Source organism: Rhizobium sp. Root1212, from assembly GCF_001424985.1.
Lineage (GTDB): Bacteria > Pseudomonadota > Alphaproteobacteria > Rhizobiales > Rhizobiaceae > Pararhizobium.
The window spans coordinates 299,847-317,701 of record NZ_LMDA01000012.1; the positions used below are offsets into that span (position 1 = coordinate 299,847).

The window sequence follows — 17,855 nt, forward strand, 5'->3', positions numbered from 1 at the left end:
CGCAGGCGGGGAGAGGGGACGAAGGAGCGTACCATTGCCTGCTCAAATATCCCTGTTCTTGTGCCGCGTCAGGCTTTCCACCACGTTCTGCGCATTGATCGTGCCGACGATCATGCCGTTTTCCACCACGCCGATGCTGCCCGGCTGGCGGGACATGGCGTCGAGGATGTCGACGAGGGGGGTCGTCGGCTTGGCGGTGGCGCTGACGCCCGCGGTATCGCGGCTTGCGCCGCTCTGCATCACGTCCATCGCCGTCAGCATGGTGATCGGGTTCATGTGCTGGACGAAGTCGGCGACATACTGGTTGGCCGGGTTCTTGACGATCTCCTGCGGCGTGCCGCACTGGATGATGCGCCCGCCTTCCATGATGGCGATGCGGTTGCCGATGCGGAAGGCTTCATCGAGATCGTGGCTGACGAAAAGGATGGTCTTCTTCAGCCGCCGCTGGAATTCCAGAAGCTCATCCTGCAGGCGCGTGCGGATCAGCGGGTCGAGCGCCGAGAACGGCTCGTCCATCAGCAGGATCGGCGCACCGGTGGCAAAAGCGCGGGCAAGGCCGACGCGCTGCTGCATGCCGCCGGAAAGTTCCTTAACTTGCCGGCCAGCCCATTTTGTCAGGTTCACCAGCTCCAACTGTTCGGCGACGCGCTTCTTCATCTCGGCGTCCGGCACGCCGGCAAGTTCCAGCCCGAAGCCGACATTGTCGGCGACGGTGCGCCACGGCAGCAGCGCGAATTGCTGGAACACCATCGAGACGGTGTGCATGCGGAAATCGCGCAACGCCTTGGTCGTCGTCTTGTAGGGATTGAGCGAGCCGTTGCCGGTCTTGACCTCGACGCTGCCGCGCACGACCGGGGCAAGCCCGTTGACGGCGCGCAGCAGGGTGGATTTGCCGGAGCCGGAAAGCCCCATCAGCACGAGGATTTCGCCCTCGTGGATGGAGAGCGAGGCATCCGCAACGCCAAGCACCAGCCCGGTCGCAGCCCCGATCTCGTCGCGGGTCTTGCCCTGATCGACCATCGCAAGCGCTGCCTGCGGATTGTTGCCGAAGACGATATCGACATTCTTGAAAACGACGGCGTCGGTCATGCGCCTTCTCCTTCATCCGACGAGCGGAACAGGCGATCGAGGATGATCGCGAGGATGACGATACAGAGGCCCGCCTCAAAACCCTTGGCGACGTTGACAGTGTTCAGCGCGCGTAGCACCGGCACGCCGAGGCCGTTTGCGCCGACGAGTGCTGCGATGACCACCATCGACAGCGACAGCATGATCGTCTGCGTCAGGCCGGCCATGATCTGCGGGGTGGCGAAGGGAAGCTCGATCTTGCGCAGCACCTGCGATGGGGTCGCGCCGAAGGAGACGGCGGCTTCCACCAGCGACGGCGGCGTCGAGATGATGCCGAGCCGGGTGAGGCGGATCGGTGCGGGGATGGCGAAGATCACGGTGGCGATCAGGCCCGGCACCATGCCGAGGCCGAAGAGGATCAGCGCCGGGATCAGGTAGACGAATGTGGGAATGGTCTGCATCAGGTCGAGGATCGGCCGCATGACCGCATAGACCCAGGCCTTGCGGGCGGCTGCGATGCCGAGCGGAATGCCGACCGCCATGCTGACGAAGCTTGCCGCCAGAACCAGCGCCAGCGTCTCCGTCGTTTCCTTCCAGTAGCCCTGGTTGATGATCAGCAACAGGCCGAGCAGGGTGAACAGCGTGATGCCGACCGAGCGGCGCAGCCACCAGGCAAGGGCCGTCACCAGTGCCACTACGATCAGCGGGTGCGGCGTCTGCAGGATATAGAGCAGCACGGCCACCACGCCGGAAAGCACATTGGAAAGCTGGTCGAAGAACAGCGCGAAATTCGTGGTGAGCCAGTCGACGAAGGACTTAGCCCCCGCACCGATCGGAACACGATATTCGGTCAAGAAATCCACGGAAGTCATCCCACGTCAAAAGGAACCGGTCAGGCATCGGCCCGAAGCATTTCGGGCCGTGGCGAAGCGTAATCTGTGTTCGACGTCAAAAAAGGCGGGGAAGAACTCCCCGCCTCATCGTGCCGGCTCAGAGGCCGAGAGCCGCTTTCACCGCAGCCGGGCCGTCGCCGCCATCCTTGGTGGTGACGCCGGCAAGCCACGGCTCGATTGCGGCCGGGTTGGCCTTCAGCCACTCGGTCGCGGCCGCTTCCGGCTCCTTGCCGTCGTTCAGGATCTTGCCCATGATCTCGTTTTCCATTGGCAGGCTGAACTTGAGGTTGGTGACGAACTTGCCGACATTCGGGCACTCAGCGGTGTAGCCGGCGCGGATGTTGGTGAAGACCGAGGCGCCGCCGAAATCCGGTCCGAAGATGTCGTCGCCGCCGGAAAGATAGGTGAGCTTGAAGTTGGCGTTCATCGGGTGCGGTTCCCAGCCGAGGAAGACCACCGGCGCGCCATCCTTGTCGGCGCGGGCGACCTGCGCCAGCATGCCCTGCTCGGAGGATTCGACCACTTCGAAGCCCTTGAGGCCGAAGGTGTCCTTGTCGACCATGTCGATGATCAGGCGGTTGCCGTCATTGCCGGGCTCGATGCCGTAGATCTTGCCTTCCAGATCGTCCTTGTGGGCGGCGATATCCTTGAAATCCTTGATGCCGAGTTCGGCGCCCTTGGCGTTGGTGGCGAGCGTGTATTTCGCGCCGACGAGGTTCGGGCCGAAGGATTCGACCGACTTGTCGTCGAGGAAGGGACGAACGTCGTTTTCCTGGGTCGGCATCCAGTTGCCGAGGAAGATGTCGATGTCCTTGTTCTTCAGCGACTGGTAGGTGACCGGCACCGAGAGGACCTTGACGTCGGTTGTGTAGCCGAGGCCCTTGAGGAGCACGCTGGCCGTTGCCGTCGTCGCGGTGATGTCGGTCCAGCCGACATCGGAAAAGCGCACGGTGGCACAGCTTTCCGGCTCGGCTGCAAAGGCGGTCGATGCGCTAAGCGCTACGAGCGAAACGGTCGCCGCGGCGATGAATTTCAGAGAGAATGTTTGCTTCATTTTGTCGTTCCCCTGCCACTATGTTTTTAGCCAATCACCAATTTTTCGCCTTTTCAAGCGCTTTGGCGTTGGCCGGAGTGTATTGAGACAATCGCGAGACACGCCCGCCCAAAGCGACGTTACATGTCGCAATGCTGATGGAACGCCGCGCTTTTTCGTTTTTCTGTGGTTTGCGAAAATTGGGCTCTGGTGTTGTCCGCCTTGTCTGGTCATGAACGGAAGGAACATACGGGGACTGCAGGCCATGGCCAAACTTTATTTCAGCTACGCCACCATGAATGCGGGGAAATCGACCCTGCTGCTGCAAGCCTCCTACAACTATCAGGAGCGCGGCATGCGCACCCTGGTTCTGATCGCCGCCTTCGATGACCGCGCCGGTCAGGGCCGCATTTCCTCGCGCATCGGGCTCAGCGCCGATGCCACTGCCTTCGCCCATGAGGACGATCTCTTTGCGATGATCAAGGAACAGCATGAGCAGGAAAAGATCGCCTGCGTCTTCGTCGACGAGGCCCAGTTTCTGGCTGAAGAGCAGGTCTGGCAACTGGCGCGCGTCGCCGATCGCATCGGCATTCCGGTCATGGCCTATGGTTTGCGCACCGATTTTCAGGGCAAGCTTTTTCCCGGCTCCATGGCGCTGCTGGCCATCGCCGACGAACTGCGAGAGGTGCGCACCATCTGCCATTGCGGCCGCAAGGCGACGATGGTCGTGCGGCTCGATGCCGAAGGCCGCGTCATCCGCGAAGGCGCGCAGATCGAGGTGGGTGGCAACGAGAAATATGTCTCCTATTGCCGCACCCATTGGGAAGACCTGATGAACGAGGTGTGACGGCTTCCTACCGGGGGCGGCTTCGTGCCATGGTGTGATGCCTTCCGCATTTCAGGGGTCTCCGTCATGTCGCGTCTTCTCTTCTCTCTTATTTGTCTCTGTCTTTCCACCACTGCTGCCCATGCGGACGGCGATGCGACGGCGGGCGCCGCCGTCTTCCGCAAATGCGGCATCTGCCATACGGCGACCGAGCCTACCAACCGCGTCGGCCCGAGCCTGCTCGGCGTGATCGGCCGGCCTGTCGCGACAGCGCCGGACTACAGCTATTCATCCGCCATGCGGGAGTTCGGCGCGGACGGGAAGGTTTGGGACGAGGCCCGGCTTTCAGAATATCTTTTGAGCCCCAAGGCGATGGTGCCCGGCACCAAAATGACCTTTGCCGGTCTGAAGAAACCGGCCGATATCGCCGATGTCATCGCCTATCTGAAATCCGTTGCTCCGCCCAAATAGTAATATTCCGCTCTGCAACCCTTGTGCTTCAAGCTTCGGGGACCATTATATAATCCGGCCGGGCATCGAATAATCCGGCGCGGCGCCGCGTCATGATGCGCAAACAGGGGGATATCCGATGGCGACACTTCAGAATTTTGAGAGCGAGATCGAAAAGACCCGCGGGATCGTCCAGGAGATGCGCGGCAAGATGGACCAGTCCGCCGTCGTGCTCGATCAGTTCGCCAAGGCCGACACCAAGCTCGGCGACGCCAATTTCGACATCGAGAATGCCCGCATCGAGGATGTGATCCGCCAGCAGAAGGTGATGGAGGGCAATATCGCCGACCTGATCATCGGGCTGGAAGATGCGACAAATGTCTTCGGCGCCGAATTCGAGAGCATGAAGACCTACACCGGCTACGAGAAATTCATCGGCATCTTCTCCAAGCAGAGCGCGCAGCGCATGCGCACCGACCGCGTTCGCAACATGTCGCTGGCCGGCAATCTGCAGGAGCTGCTTGCGAAATCCGATACCATCGTCGGCATCCTGAAGGAGCAGAAGTCCGTTCTCGACCAGCGCTACAAGACCTCCGAGGCGAGCCTGATCCAGGTGATCGAGCGGCGCAAGGGTACGATGGCCAATCTGCAGGAGGTGCAGAAGCGTATCGAGGCGCTGAACCCGATGTTGATGGACATCGAAAACCGCATTGCGGCATCGACCGACCAGATTTCGCGCACCCAGCTCGAGGGCGAGCGCTCGGTGCTGGCGACGGAATATAACGAGAAGCAGGCCAAGGAGCAGGAACTGCTCGCCGAAAGCCAGACGCTGGAGCGCTATACGTCGATGTTCCAGACCTTCGTGGATTCGCTCAACAACCAGATCGCCGCGCAGAACACGCTGATCAACAAGCTGACGATCGATACCGAGCAGCGCATCGTGCTCTACAAGGCACTGGAAGATTCGCTGAAGACGGCGGCCCAGCAGGAGGTCGCCCACAAGATCAATACGCTCGGCAGCCAGGTCGATACGGCTGCGGAAGAGACAATGGCGGGCATCGGCTCGGCGGCCCAGCGGCATATCGGCGATCTGCTTGAGATGCACGAGAAGAACATGCTCTCGACGCAGGACATCCAGCGCCGCAAGAAGCTGGCCGACGATGCCTTCGCGCGGCGCTTCCAGACGGTGATGGATAAGCACAATGCTGCGAATTATGTGAAGTCGTGATGTTTGTTGGGTCATCGTCTACGGCTTTGCCCCTCACCCTAACCCTCTCCCCGCAGGCGGGGAGAGGGGACGACGGGGGGTGCCGTTCGTTCCCCGCTCCGGCTCCAACTTCGGGGTTGAGAGATGACGGAGTTCGCCGCTTGTCCCTTCTCCCCGCACGCGGGGAGAAGGTGGCCGACAGGCCGGATGAGGGGCAGGCTCGCAAGGCACACCACCCATGAACGCCGCCCTCGAAGGCCCAGTTGGCCAATATTTCGGCTCCATCCGCGCCGCACTCGCCGGCCTCGAAATCTTTCTCGGCGACCGCAATTCGCCGCTCTACCGCAATTCCGTGGTCGGCGAAGTCGTAGTGCCGTATCTTGCCCGGCTGAAGGCCTCGTTTTCTTGTTGGGAAAACCGCGTCGGTTTCATCGACCAGTTCCGCATCTCGCGCGCCGAAAGCGGCTTTCCCGTTTTCCAGAACGTGCTTGAACTGGAAAACGACCGGCAATCGGCGGAAAAGCGGCTCGCCAGCATCCCCGTCGCCGATGCGTTGCGCGCCGACATGGCGGACTTCATCCTGCGGCACAAGGCGTTTCCGACGGACCTGCAGGCCCGCATGGCCGAACGGCTCTATCTCGAACAGATCGGCAAGGGCGATATCTTCTCGCCCTTCGTGCTGCCCGAAACGATCCGCGTCGCCGTCAATCCGAAGACGATGCGGCCCTATTACGTCGTCTGCTGGGGCGCCTTCGATGGCAACAGCACCTTGCCGATGGTCTATATGGCGACCATCGAGGATTCCTCGGAAAACATCGTCAAGCTTTTGGTGACGCCGGATGGCAAGCTCAACCCGGATCAGGACATTCCGCTGCCGATCGGCGGTCTACTGAACCCCGATCTTGCCAGCCGCTTCGACGATTTCGCCTTGAAGAACAGCGCCTATTCGCTGACGCCGGTGACCATCGCCACCAATCTCGACAAGGATTTCGAGGAACTGCACCCCAAGCAGTTGCGCCGCATCGTGCTCGGGCCGTTCTATTCTGCCGGGATCACCGAAAACAATGCCCGCATCAACGACATCCTCTCCAAGGTGCGCAAGGTGGAGAATGCCTGGCTGCTTACCTGGACGGTGCAGGAGGTCTTCTCCAAGGCCGAGCGTCCGGCCCAGCGCGGCTTCTGGTCCTCGACCCCGGCATCGGAAGAGTTCCATATCGATACCGACAATCTCGAAGCGACGCGCATGGGCGTGAGCGCCTACGAGAAACATGCGCTGGTGCCGCACGAGGCCTATCAGGCGCTTTATGCCAGCGGCGATGCCGCCTCGATCTTCGGGGATTACAAGGTGCATGTGATTTCGGGAAACCAGGTTGTGAGCGAGGTGTAACCCCATGAGCCTGAATGCCGGCCTGACGACGCTGCACGAGGACGATATCGCCAAGCATCAGGCGGTGGCGCAGGGGCTGGTGACGCGGCTGATTATTCTCGAAGCCGACGATCCGGCTTCATCGACCGCGCTTGCCGGCACCGGCCGCCGCTTCGTCTCGACCGTTTCGACCGCCGGCCAGCGCCGCACGCGGGATGTGGAACTCGTAAAGACGATCCAGAGCGTGCGCGCCGGCGATCCGCTGATGTCGCTGGCTCAGCATGCGATACTCTATCGCTCACGGCGCGGCCTGCAGGTGGCGCTTGCGGTGGCCGATGTCTTTGCCCGCCAGACCGACCTCGAAAGCCTGCAATCGCGCAATGCCGCCGCCCCGCTTGGTGGCGAGGAGGCGAGCCGCTTCAAGGCGCTGCTTTCGGCTTCGGCCTATGTCGCCGCCTTCACCTTCGCCGCCTATCTTTCGGCGACGCTGGCCGGGGAGGGCGAGCCGGTCGAGGACGGCGCGGAGCCTGATTTCCTGTTCGACACGCCGCAGGATGCCATGAAATCGATGGTTTCGGCGCTCGACCGGACGATTGCCGGTGCGCCCGACGATGCGGCGCTGACCAGCCGGGCGCGGGCCTTCGCACGGGTGGCGATAGAAGGGCTGATCGGCCGTAAGGCGCGCTTCACCGGGCTTGCGGCCTTCGAAAATGCTCATATCCGGCTCGATCAGGACGATTTCACCCTGAACGGTTTTGACATTGCGCCCGGCGCCAAGCGCAAGCCGCTGGTGATGACCTTCAAGAAGCCGGAAGAGATCATCGGCAACCACATCGCCAAATATCAGGCGCTGAAGCTTGCCAAGATGATGATGGCCTATGATTTCGACCGCCAGATGAATCCGTTCGTCGAACTCGGTGGCTTTCTCTTCACCTTCATTGGCGACGGCATGCCGGGCACCGGCAAGACGATCCTGATCCAGATGCTGGCCGGCATGCTCAACGATTATTGCCAGATCGCCGGCTACGCCTTCCATTACGAGAATTTCGGCGTCGACCAGATTTCCTCCTATCAGGGCAAATCGGGCCAGAACTGCAAGGAATTCCTCAACAACGTCATCAACCCGCGCGCCATCGGCTTCGGCACCATCGATGATGTCGATCAGGTCGCGGCCAAGCGCTCGGACGATCGGGCCTCCGCCGGCCAGCATGAGGTGACGGCGGTGCTGATGGAGAGCTTCGCCGGCGCCTCGACGGTGGTGCGCGGCAATTGCACCTTCGGCATGTTTTCCAACTACCCCGAAAATGTCGACGACGCCTTGCGCCAGCGCGCCGGTGCCCGCTGGCTGGTCGACGGGCCGCAGACGGAGGCCGACTACATCGACATCTTCGCCCTGCTGGTCGGCAAGAACCACAAGATACCGCTTGGCGAGCACGCGCTTTTTGCGGGGCAAGAGATCAAAAAGGCGGTGTCGCAATCCTACGAGGCCCATTCCCAGCCGCAGGAGGAGGGCTTGGTGGCGGTCTGGGAGCGTTTCGAAAAGACCAACGGTGCGATTACGACACTCGCCGATGTCGGCGCCTATCTGCACGAGATCAAGCTCGCCGAACCGCGCTTTACCGGCCGGGCCATCAAAAATATCACCGATGCGATCAAAATGCGGGCGATGGATGTGGAATTGCCGGACGACTGGTTCAAGGATGCCGCAAGCTTCATGCACAAGCCCTACGACGAGAAGAAGGCGATGATCGAGGAGCGGCGCGGGCCGGTGACGCTTCCGATGGTGCTGCAGGAGATCAACCGCTACGCCGACAGCGAATTCCGCTACACCGACAAATCCGACGATGCCGCTATCTCCGACATCATCCGCCGCGAACGCCAACGGGAAAAGGCGATCCGCGAGATCGAGGCGATGAAGCGCGACGGGCGGTGGTGAGGAGACTGGTTAGCTGATAGCGAATTATGTTGCCCTATAAATTAGCAAAGCGTAGTGTCGATGAAGCAAGTTGTTTTTCACAGGCCTGCCTTGAGGACGCTTTCGCGAATGCCGAGAAATGAGGCCCTGAAGGTAAGGGAAAAGATTCTTCAATACGCCACGGAACCACAGTCTCTAGCTGCGAATGTCAAAAAGCTGCAGGGACGTGAGGGTTATAGATTACGTGTCGGAAACTGGCGCGTGATTTTCGACGAAAGCGGCAACGTTCTGGATATCCTCGATATCGGCAGCCGGGGCAGTATTTATTGAGTGGAGCAATCGGATGAACAGGGTTTCCGAATTTATCACTCCGGGTGGAGAGCAGATGGTTGTTCTTCCGCGCGCTGACTACGAATCTCTTGTTGAGATGGCGGAGATGCTTGCGGATGTTGCTGCTTATGACAATGCCAAGCAACGTATCGCCGACGGGGATGATGTTGGGATGCCGATAGACTTCGTAGACCGTCTTATTGATGGGGAGAGTCCTTTGCGTGTCTGGCGCGATTTCCGGGGACTCTCTGGCAGGGAACTTGCCTCAAGGATTGGTATTAGCGCAGCCTACCTTTCGGAAATTGAGACTGGCAAGAAGGAGGGGAGTCTCTCCGTTCTGAAGGCTATTGCGGTTGTGCTGGATGTTGACCTCGATGATCTGGTCTGGGGCGAGGAACGCCCAACCACCGGCAGCAAGGTGTGATCCTGCATGACGGCCATTCCATGAACCGCCTCCTCGAAGCCGAATTGATCTATGGCCGGCTGCTCGATATCTCCGAGCCGCATCTGGTTGCGCGCTACAACAAGGCGCTGGCCGGCTTCGGTCTGCGGCCGACGGCGCTTTCCTCCTTCCAGATCGACATGACCGGCTTTTCGCCCGAGATCGCCGATGAACTCGGCGACCGGGATTATCTCGATCCGAACCGCGTCAACCGCCGCTTCGTCATCATGACGCCGGCGCAGGAGGAGTTGCCGGTTGTCCATACGAGCTTTTCCAACACCGCCGCGCTGATGCACGAGTTCTTCTCGGCCAATGCGCGGGCCATCAATGCCGTAACCATCCGCGATGCGCTCTATGGCGAGATCGAGGACAGCGTGTCCGTCGTCAACGATATCGAGGACCTGTTGTCGATCAACGAGGTGCGCTTCCGGGTGCTCTCGGCCGAGGACATGCTGGGCAAGGCGGCGGAACTGCGCTCGCTCGTCGACCGGCTGAAGACGGTGCCGAATGCCTGGGCGGATGACGAGTTGCTCAACCGCATGGTGGAGCTGGCGAAACTCACCGGCGATATTCGCGAAAATGCGCTGGTGCCGGACAAGCTGGTGTTCCGCCACGATGCCTTCTGGGCCAATCATTTCGGCGGCGTCTATATCTTCCTCGATGAGAAGACGACGACGGTGATCTGCGATCCCTCCGTGCCGGGCTTCCGCCGCTCGCGGCCCTGGCAGGTGAGCTATATCAGCCTGTCGGATCATCAGCGCATTTTCGAGTTTCTGGCTTCTACCAACCGGCTGCAATTGCCGCAGGCCTCCTGGGTGGAAACGTCGGGGCTCTACCAGCACCGCGCCGACATGGTCATCCGCGCGCTCGTCAACGAGACGGAGCCGACGGTCGATCAGAGCGCGATCGATGCCATTTGGCTGCAGACCTGGATGCACAGGAATGCGTCTGTCGTGGCTGCGAACGGACTCTACCCCTTCCTGCAGAATGCCATCCGCACCGTCATGGCGACCGGCGTCATCAAGATGCAGGATGTGTCGCCGCAACAGCGCTTCCATCTGGTGCGGGCAGCACCCGAGCATCCCGATCAGTGGCTGGTAAACCGGCTGGTGTCGCAACTGACGCCGGAAGATTTCGTCTCTCGCTTCGTCTTCGACAAGCAGGGATTTTATGCCGCCTATGAGCGTTACAGCGAAAAATTCCGCGAATATGTTGTGGCGACGCTGACCGGCGCATATCTGAAAGACAAGACCGCGTTCCGTAAACGTCTTTACGGGCTCAAGGAGGATACCAATAATGCTTGATCCGATCGTCGCGTTTTTTCAGCGTGTGTTTGCCGCGATCGGCCGCGGCATCGGGCTGGCGATCTCCTGGCTATTGTCGCCCTTCATCTGGGTCGCGAACTGGTATCGGGCGCGCGCCTGGATCATCAAGGGGCCGATCGGCATCGGGCTTCTGGTCTTGGTCGGCCTTTATGGCTATTTCATCTGGCAGACCCAGGTCTGGTCCAATTTCAATCCCGACTATGTCGATCGCTACAATTTTTCGGCACGCAAGATCGATGCGGGCCTGCCCGCAACGCCCGCGGCAACGCCGGATGCGACGGTGACGGATGCTGCGCCGGTCGATGGTGCCGCTGCCCAGCCTGCACCAGCCCCCGGCACGACCTGCGAGCGTTCGGCGATCGTCGACGTGACGGCGGATCTGGTCGATTTCAACGTAAACCAGAATGCCTGGATTTCCTCCATGTTGCTCTACAAGATGGGGCTGTTCGGCATGGATTGGGATGACACTCCCTGGCTCGACAACAAGGCGTCTTTCCAGCGCGGCGTCAATCAGGCGATCCGGCGCACCACGGTCGAGCTGGTGGATTCACTCGGCCGTGTGCGCGGCACTTCCGGCATCAACAACAACCTGCAGCGCGCCCGCTCGAACCTGCAGTTCGACGAGACCGCGTGGTATTTCGGCCTCGATCCCTTTGGCCCGAAGACGCCGACGCCGAGCTTCTACCGCAGCGCCATGCGCGATCTTCAGGCCTTCAATGAGAGCCTCGTCAAATGCGAGGCGGTCTTCGACGGCCGCTCCGACAACCTGATCGAGTTCCTCGACCGTATCGCCAACGATCTCGGCAGCACCTCGGCGATGATCCGTGAGCGCTCGGAAAACCACAATGGCGGCTGGTTCGATACGCGGGCGGATGATCGCTTCTGGTTCGCCTATGGCCAGCTTTACGGCTATTACGGCGTGATGTCGGCCGCCGGTGCCGATTTCCGTGCCGTCATCGAGCAGCGCGGCCTCGGGCCGATTTGGGTGGAAAGCATCAAGCAACTGCGCTCGGCCTTGCGCATCCAGCCGCTGATCATCTCCAACGGCCGCGAAGATGGCTGGATCATGCCGACGCATCTGGCGACGATGGGCTTCTATATCCTGCGGGTCCGTTCGAACCTCGTCGAAATGCGCGACGTTCTCGCCCGCTGATCGTCTTTCAAAGCCGTTCACCCCGTCGCCGGCCGCTGCCGGCGGCGGGGTTTTTATACGTCAGTAGAACAAAAACTGGCGTTGTGCGCTCTTTCGCGATTTTATGGCGTCATAACAATGTGGATTGGGGAGAGATACCACATGGGCGAGGTCAAGTCGGATATCGAAATCGCACGCGCCGCCGTCAAGAAGCCGATCTACGAGATCGGCGAACGGCTCGGCATTCCACCCGAAGACCTCGTTCCCTACGGTCATGACAAGGCCAAGGTCAGCGCCGATTTCATCGCCCGACAGAAAGGGCGCAAAGACGGCCGCCTCATTCTGGTAACGGCCATCAATCCCACGCCGGCCGGCGAGGGCAAGACGACCACCACCGTCGGGCTCGGGGATGGTCTGAACCGCATCGGCAAAAAGGCTGTCGTCTGCATCCGCGAAGCATCGCTTGGTCCCTGTTTCGGCGTAAAGGGCGGGGCGGCCGGCGGCGGCTACTCGCAGGTCGTCCCGATGGAAGACATCAACCTGCATTTCACCGGCGATTTCCACGCGATCACATCCGCGCACAATCTGCTCGCGGCGCTGATCGACAACCACATCTACTGGGGCAATGCCGAGGGCATCGATATCCGCCGCATCACCTGGCGGCGGGTGATGGATATGAACGACCGGGCGCTGCGCCATATCGTCGGTTCGCTCGGCGGCGTCGCCAACGGTTTTCCGCGCGAGACCGGCTTCGATATCACGGTGGCATCGGAGGTGATGGCGATCCTCTGTCTGGCGCGGGACTTGAAGGACCTCGAACAGCGCCTCGGCAATATCATCGTCGGCTATCGCCGCGATAAAACGCCGGTCTATGCCCGCGACCTGAAGGCGGATGGGGCGATGGCGGTGCTCTTGAAGGATGCGCTGCAGCCGAACCTCGTGCAGACGCTGGAAAACAATCCGGCCTTCGTCCATGGCGGGCCGTTTGCCAATATCGCCCATGGCTGCAATTCGGTGATGGCGACGACGACGGCGCTGAAGCTCGCGGATTACGTGGTGACCGAAGCCGGCTTCGGCGCCGATCTCGGGGCGGAGAAATTCTTCGATATCAAGTGCCGCAAGGCGGGGCTGAAGCCCGATGCCGCCGTCATCGTCGCGACGGTGCGGGCGATGAAGATGAATGGGGGGGTGAAGAAGGAAAACCTCGCGCCCGAGAATGTCGAGGCGGTGCGCAAGGGATGCGCCAACCTCGGCCGCCATGTACTCAACGTCAAGAAATTCGGCGTGCCGGTGGTGGTCGCCATCAATCATTTCTCCACCGATACCGAAGCCGAAATCAAGGCGGTGAAGGAGTATGTCGCGACGCTCGGCGCGGAAGCCATTCTCTGCCGTCACTGGGCCGAAGGTTCGGCCGGCATCGAGGACCTGGCGCACAAGGTTGTCGCTCTTGCGGAAGGCGGAGGGGCGCAGTTTGCGCCGCTTTACCCCGACGACATGCCGCTGTTCCGCAAGATCGAGACGATTGCTACCGAAATCTACCATGCCGGCGAGGTGATTGCCGACAAGCAGGTGCGCGAACAGTTGCATAGCTGGGAGCAGCAGGGCTACGGCAACCTGCCGGTCTGCATGGCCAAGACGCAATATTCCTTCTCGACCGACCCGAACCTGCGCGGTGCGCCGACCGGGCACACGGTGCCGGTGCGCGAGGTGCGGCTTTCGGCCGGCGCGGGCTTCGTGGTGGTCATCACCGGCGAGATCATGACCATGCCCGGCCTGCCAAGCGTGCCGTCGTCGGAAAAGATTTTCCTGAACGACGACGGCTATATCGAGGGGCTGTTTTAGGCCTTTTTAAACGGGCCGAGAAAGTCCTGCTTGCCGACTGCAACGCCCTGATTGCGCAGGATGTCGTAGGCCGTGGTGAGGTGGAAGAAGAAATTCGGGATGGCGAAGGTCAGGAGATAGCTGTTGCCGGTAAAAGTGTGCTGCAGCTTGCCGAGATTGATCGCCACCTCGCGCTCGCCGCTGTCTGCCATGTCATCCGGCTTCACGGTTTCGAGGAAGGCGATCGTCTTGCGCACGCGCTCTTCCAGTTCCTCGTAGCTCTGTTCGTTGTCCGGGAAGCTCGGGGCGGCAATGGCGGTCGTGCGGCCAACGGCATTCTTGGAGGTGTCGCTGATGCGCTGGATCTGGCCGGAAAGCGGCAGCATGTCCGGGGCGAGGCGGGCGTTGAAAAGGCTGTCGAGCGGGATCGAATGCTCTGCGGCGTGGGCCTTGCCCTTTTCAAGCAGGGCGGCCAGCACGTTCAGGCCGCGCAGGAAAACCGGTATCGACAGGGAATAGGTGGAAACGGACATGGAATGATCCTTCTGGGATGCGGGCGGGTTTCGCGGCTGAAACATGGGGTGCCGAAAGCCGGCCCGCAAGCCGCCGCCGGGGTGGCCTAAAAAATTTCGAACGCTATCGGCAATAGCGATAACCGCCACGGCGTTGCAGGACGTCGAAATGCAGGTGGTTTTCGTGCGCCACGTCGCTGCCGGGATCGAGCACCGTTTCGAAATAAAGACAGCCGGCGGCGGTGACCGCCCGCTGGAAGGCACCGGAGAGAGTCGAATCCTCGTCGCGTGGCTCGATGGCGATGGACTTGCCGCTCTTGAAGGTGAAGGAGGCGATGTCGATCGCATTGCCGCGGGCGTGCTCGGAAATCTTGCCGGTCTTGGCATTGTTGCGCAGCCGGCAGATATAGCTCGATGCCTGATTGATGGTGGTGAGTTCTCCTTCTTCCGCAAGCGCCGTGCTTGCGGCGGGCAGGACCGATTCCTTCGTCCACCGGGCAAGCTCCAAGGCCGTCTCGCAGCGTATCGTGCCCTCCGGTTTCAGAACGATGCCGGGCAGAACCATGCTCAGCTTCAGCGGCTTATCGATGCCGCAGCCGGAGCCGTCATCGATTTTCGGGACTTCCTCGAATGTCGCGCCGATGGCCTTCAGGTCGACAAGGCAGGCGGCATGGTCCTTCTCGTTTTCTGCCTGAATGGGCAGGGGAGGGCCTTGCTCCTCCTTTTTTTCGGCGTCGGCCTTTTCCGGGGTTTTGTCTTTTTCCTCCATGGCCGGTTTGGCTGGAGCTTCATCCTTCGGCTTGTTCTGCGGGACGGGGGCGTCCTTGTCCTGTCCCTGCACGGGTGCCGTGTCTTCCGTTACGGGGCGCTTTTCCGGCGTCGGACCCTGCTTGGGGAGGCCGGCGGCGGAAAGCACGGCGGCGGAGAGAAGAACGGCGGCGATCCGAAACGGCATGAACATCCTCCTGGCTGGGCCTTGATATCCGGCCCATACGGTTCAACGCATGGAGGCCGCCCGAGGTTTCATTCGGCTCCCGGACGTATTTCTGTTGCCGGAAAACATGGGCGCCGCGGAAGATGGTTAAAAACGTCACTTATATGTTGACGCTTTCAGTCATGTTTTTTATGTGGCGAAAGGAAGGCGGGAATTGACCGCCGCAAGTCACGCCTAGCCAGCCCAACGAGCCTCGTGCCTCGCCAGCCAGCCCGGTCATTCACGATAGAGGGTTGGTTTACATGATTGTTCGGCATTGGCGCTCCATGCTCATGGTTTCAGCGGCCGTATTTGCTCTACCTATGTCTCAGGCTCTTGCGCAGAGCACCGAAGACACCACCGCCGCCAGCGGCGAGACAGTGCTGAAAAAGCTGGTCGTTAAGGGCGACCGCGTCAAGCCCGGCAGCGTTGCCGATACCCCGCTTGCAACCGAAGTGACGCAGGAAGAACTGACCGACAAGCAGGTCACTGACTTCCAAGATATCGGCCGCAGCATCGATGCCGGTGTCAACTATTCCCGCGCCGATGCAGGCTTCAACCTCCGTGGCCTTTCTGGTCCGCGCATCGTCACGCTGGTCGATGGGATTCCGATTCCCTATCTCTCCAACAACGCGCGTCAGGGCGCATTTGCGACGAGCAACGCCAATGGCGGTGCCGATACCTTCGATTTCGATTCGCTCTCCTCACTCGATATCGTGCGCGGTGCCGATTCTAACCGCGCCGGCTCGGGCATGCTGGGCGGCGCGATTGTCCTCAACACGCTGGAGCCGGAAGACCTGATCGGCGACGGCAAGGATTGGGGCGGTATCGCCAAGACGACCTACGACACCGAAGACAACAGCATCCTGGGCTCTGCCGCCGTTGCCAAGCGCTTCGATGATACCTCGGTCCTATTCCAGGGTGGTTATCGCAAGGGGCACGAGCGCCGCAACAACGGCGATAACGACAGCTACGGCAACACGCGCACCCAGTCCGATCCGGCCGATTTCGATCAGTACAACCTGCTGTTCAAGGTTCGCCAGGAATTGGAAGGCGGTCACCGCATCGGCCTGACGGCCGAGCGCTTCCGCCGCGATGTCGATACCGATCTGCGCGAACTGCAGGGGCCGGGCCGTGCCTATATGATCGGCGACTATAACGGTCGGGAACTGCGCCAGCGCGACCGCGTTTCGCTCGACTACGATTACGAGGCCGTTTCCTCCGACGCCTTCTTCACGACGGCGCGGGCGATACTCTACTGGCAGGGCCTGAAGAAGGAATCCGGCACCGATGGCAGTACCTCGACCGGTACGCCCTACGGCCGCAACAACGAGATTGAAAACGATACCTGGGGCTTCAGCGGCGGCGTCACCAAGGATTTCGATGCCGGCAATCTCTCTCACTCGGTTCGCGCCAGCCTCGAAACGGCGCGCTCCGACCGGACGCAATACAGCTTTGCGCTTTGCCCGACCCCGGCTTCCTGCCCGCCGCTCAACAACCAGTCGGAAGTGCCTGATGTCGATGCCAAGACGCTCGGCTTCAGCATCGAGGACCAGATCGATTTCGGCAACAACTTCACCCTGACGCCCGGCTTGCGTTTCGACTGGTTCGACTACAATCCTTCCACCGGGGGCGGCTTTGCCAGCAATCCGGGCCTGCCGACCTTCGGCGATATCAAGGATCGTCAGGAATCGCAGTTCTCGCCGAAGCTGCTGGCGACCTACGACATCACCTCGGATGTGCAGGTCTATGCGCAGTGGGCCATGGCCTTCCGCGCGCCGACTATCGACGAGCTTTACAGCCGCTTTTACAACCCCTTCGGCAACTATGCCCAGCTCGGTAATCCGGACCTGAAGCCTGAAACCGGCAACGGTTTCGAGATCGGCTCGAACTTCGATGTCGGCGGACTGACCGGCCGGGTTTCAGCCTTCCATAATCGCTACAAGAACTTCATCGAAACGGTCACGACCATCAACCCCACGACCGGCATCATGGAATTCAACTATACCAACGTCAGCGAAGCGACGATTTCGGGTGTCGAACTTGCGGCCACGCAGACCTTCGATAACGGCGTGAACCTGCATGGCTCGATTGCCTACGCCTATGGCAAAAACGGCGATACGGATGAGCGCCTGCGCTCAGTCGCGCCCTTCAAGGCGATTATCGGCGGCGGCTGGAGCAATGAAACCTACGGTTTCGATCTTTCCTCCACCCTTTCGGCCAAGATGCCTGACGACAACGATGCCGCGACGTTCGATGCGCCGGGCTACGGCATCGTTGATTTCACCACGTGGTGGACGCCGGAACAGGCTCCCGGCCTTCGCGTCCAGGCCGGCGTCTACAACGTCTTCGACAAGGAATACTATAACGCTCTAGCCGTTCGCGATGTAAACCTCGGCTTAGCAAGCGCGCAGCCGCAGCAGTGGTATTCCGAGCCGGGCCGCACCTTCAAGATCTCGCTCACCCAACGCTTTTAAAGGCTCGGAAAACGAGATTCTTTCAATGGCTTGAAGCGCCAGCCTTAAACCCTGATTCATCCCCGGTCCCGTGCCGGGGATGAAT

General features: G+C 60.9%; 16 protein-coding genes. 11 read left to right on the top strand and 5 right to left on the bottom strand.

Features of this window, described 5'->3' with window-relative positions; translation table 11 throughout:
• Positions 1-42: 42 nt before the first annotated feature.
• The 3 genes from choV to ASC86_RS13510 all read right to left on the bottom strand — a co-directional run bounded on the left by choV (position 43) and on the right by ASC86_RS13510 (position 3,015).
• Positions 43-1,089, bottom strand: coding sequence for a choline ABC transporter ATP-binding protein (choV, locus tag ASC86_RS13500; RefSeq protein WP_056321762.1), 1,047 nt, complete (start codon positions 1,087-1,089; stop codon positions 43-45).
• Positions 1,086-1,931 carry a choline ABC transporter permease subunit gene (gene choW, locus ASC86_RS13505; protein WP_056321764.1) on the bottom strand — a complete coding sequence of 282 codons (846 nt, stop codon included), beginning with the start codon at positions 1,929-1,931 and terminating at the stop codon, positions 1,086-1,088. Before choW ends, choV begins: the two co-directional genes overlap by 4 nt.
• 127 nt (positions 1,932-2,058) lie before the next feature.
• Complete coding sequence (locus ASC86_RS13510) at positions 2,059-3,015, bottom strand: choline ABC transporter substrate-binding protein (RefSeq protein ID WP_056321767.1); 957 nt, start codon at positions 3,013-3,015, stop codon at positions 2,059-2,061.
• Positions 3,016-3,259: 244 nt separating this feature from the next.
• Here ASC86_RS13510 and ASC86_RS13515 point away from each other — a divergent pair, with 244 nt between their 5' ends.
• The 10 genes from ASC86_RS13515 to ASC86_RS13560 all read left to right on the top strand — a co-directional run bounded on the left by ASC86_RS13515 (position 3,260) and on the right by ASC86_RS13560 (position 13,829).
• Positions 3,260-3,841 carry a thymidine kinase gene (locus ASC86_RS13515; RefSeq protein WP_056321770.1) on the top strand — a complete coding sequence of 194 codons (582 nt, stop codon included), beginning with the start codon at positions 3,260-3,262 and terminating at the stop codon, positions 3,839-3,841.
• A gap of 66 nt (positions 3,842-3,907) precedes the next feature.
• Positions 3,908-4,291, top strand: a complete 384-nt coding sequence (locus tag ASC86_RS13520) for a cytochrome c family protein (RefSeq protein ID WP_056321772.1) — start codon at positions 3,908-3,910, stop codon at positions 4,289-4,291.
• Between the two features lie 118 nt (positions 4,292-4,409).
• Entirely contained in the window at positions 4,410-5,498 is a 1,089-nt protein-coding gene (locus tag ASC86_RS13525) for a hypothetical protein (RefSeq protein ID WP_056321775.1), read from the top strand.
• Between the two features lie 217 nt (positions 5,499-5,715).
• The gene (locus tag ASC86_RS13530) at positions 5,716-6,864 is read left to right on the top strand and encodes a hypothetical protein (protein ID WP_056321778.1); all 1,149 of its coding nucleotides are present in this window, start codon (positions 5,716-5,718) and stop codon (positions 6,862-6,864) included.
• 4 nt (positions 6,865-6,868) lie between these two features.
• Positions 6,869-8,779, top strand: coding sequence for an AAA family ATPase (locus tag ASC86_RS13535; protein WP_056321781.1), 1,911 nt, complete (start codon positions 6,869-6,871; stop codon positions 8,777-8,779).
• A gap of 60 nt (positions 8,780-8,839) precedes the next feature.
• Positions 8,840-9,088: a type II toxin-antitoxin system RelE/ParE family toxin gene (locus ASC86_RS13540; RefSeq protein ID WP_056321783.1), complete on the top strand. Its 249-nt coding sequence runs from the start codon at positions 8,840-8,842 to the stop codon at positions 9,086-9,088.
• 13 nt (positions 9,089-9,101) lie between these two features.
• Positions 9,102-9,512, top strand: coding sequence for a helix-turn-helix transcriptional regulator (locus ASC86_RS13545; RefSeq protein ID WP_056321786.1), 411 nt, complete (start codon positions 9,102-9,104; stop codon positions 9,510-9,512).
• A gap of 20 nt (positions 9,513-9,532) precedes the next feature.
• Positions 9,533-10,834, top strand: coding sequence for a DUF6638 family protein (locus tag ASC86_RS13550; RefSeq protein ID WP_056322599.1), 1,302 nt, complete (start codon positions 9,533-9,535; stop codon positions 10,832-10,834).
• On the top strand, positions 10,827-12,008 hold the full coding sequence (locus tag ASC86_RS13555; protein WP_056321788.1) for a DUF2333 family protein: 1,182 nt from the start codon (positions 10,827-10,829) through the stop codon (positions 12,006-12,008). Before ASC86_RS13550 ends, ASC86_RS13555 begins: the two co-directional genes overlap by 8 nt.
• Before the next feature lie 141 nt (positions 12,009-12,149).
• Entirely contained in the window at positions 12,150-13,829 is a 1,680-nt protein-coding gene (locus ASC86_RS13560; protein ID WP_056321792.1) for a formate--tetrahydrofolate ligase, read from the top strand.
• Here the strand turns inward: ASC86_RS13560 and ASC86_RS13565 are convergent.
• Positions 13,826-14,341, bottom strand: coding sequence for a DUF1993 domain-containing protein (locus ASC86_RS13565; RefSeq protein WP_056321796.1), 516 nt, complete (start codon positions 14,339-14,341; stop codon positions 13,826-13,828). The two genes, ASC86_RS13560 and ASC86_RS13565, sit on opposite strands and share 4 nt — an antisense overlap.
• Before the next feature lie 103 nt (positions 14,342-14,444).
• Positions 14,445-15,275, bottom strand: a complete 831-nt coding sequence (locus ASC86_RS13570) for an extensin family protein (protein WP_056322602.1) — start codon at positions 15,273-15,275, stop codon at positions 14,445-14,447.
• 281 nt (positions 15,276-15,556) lie between these two features.
• Here ASC86_RS13570 and ASC86_RS13575 point away from each other — a divergent pair, with 281 nt between their 5' ends.
• Positions 15,557-17,770 (top strand): TonB-dependent hemoglobin/transferrin/lactoferrin family receptor, encoded by a 2,214-nt coding sequence (locus tag ASC86_RS13575; RefSeq protein ID WP_056322605.1) that lies wholly within the window; start codon positions 15,557-15,559, stop codon positions 17,768-17,770.
• Positions 17,771-17,855: the final 85 nt, after the last annotated feature.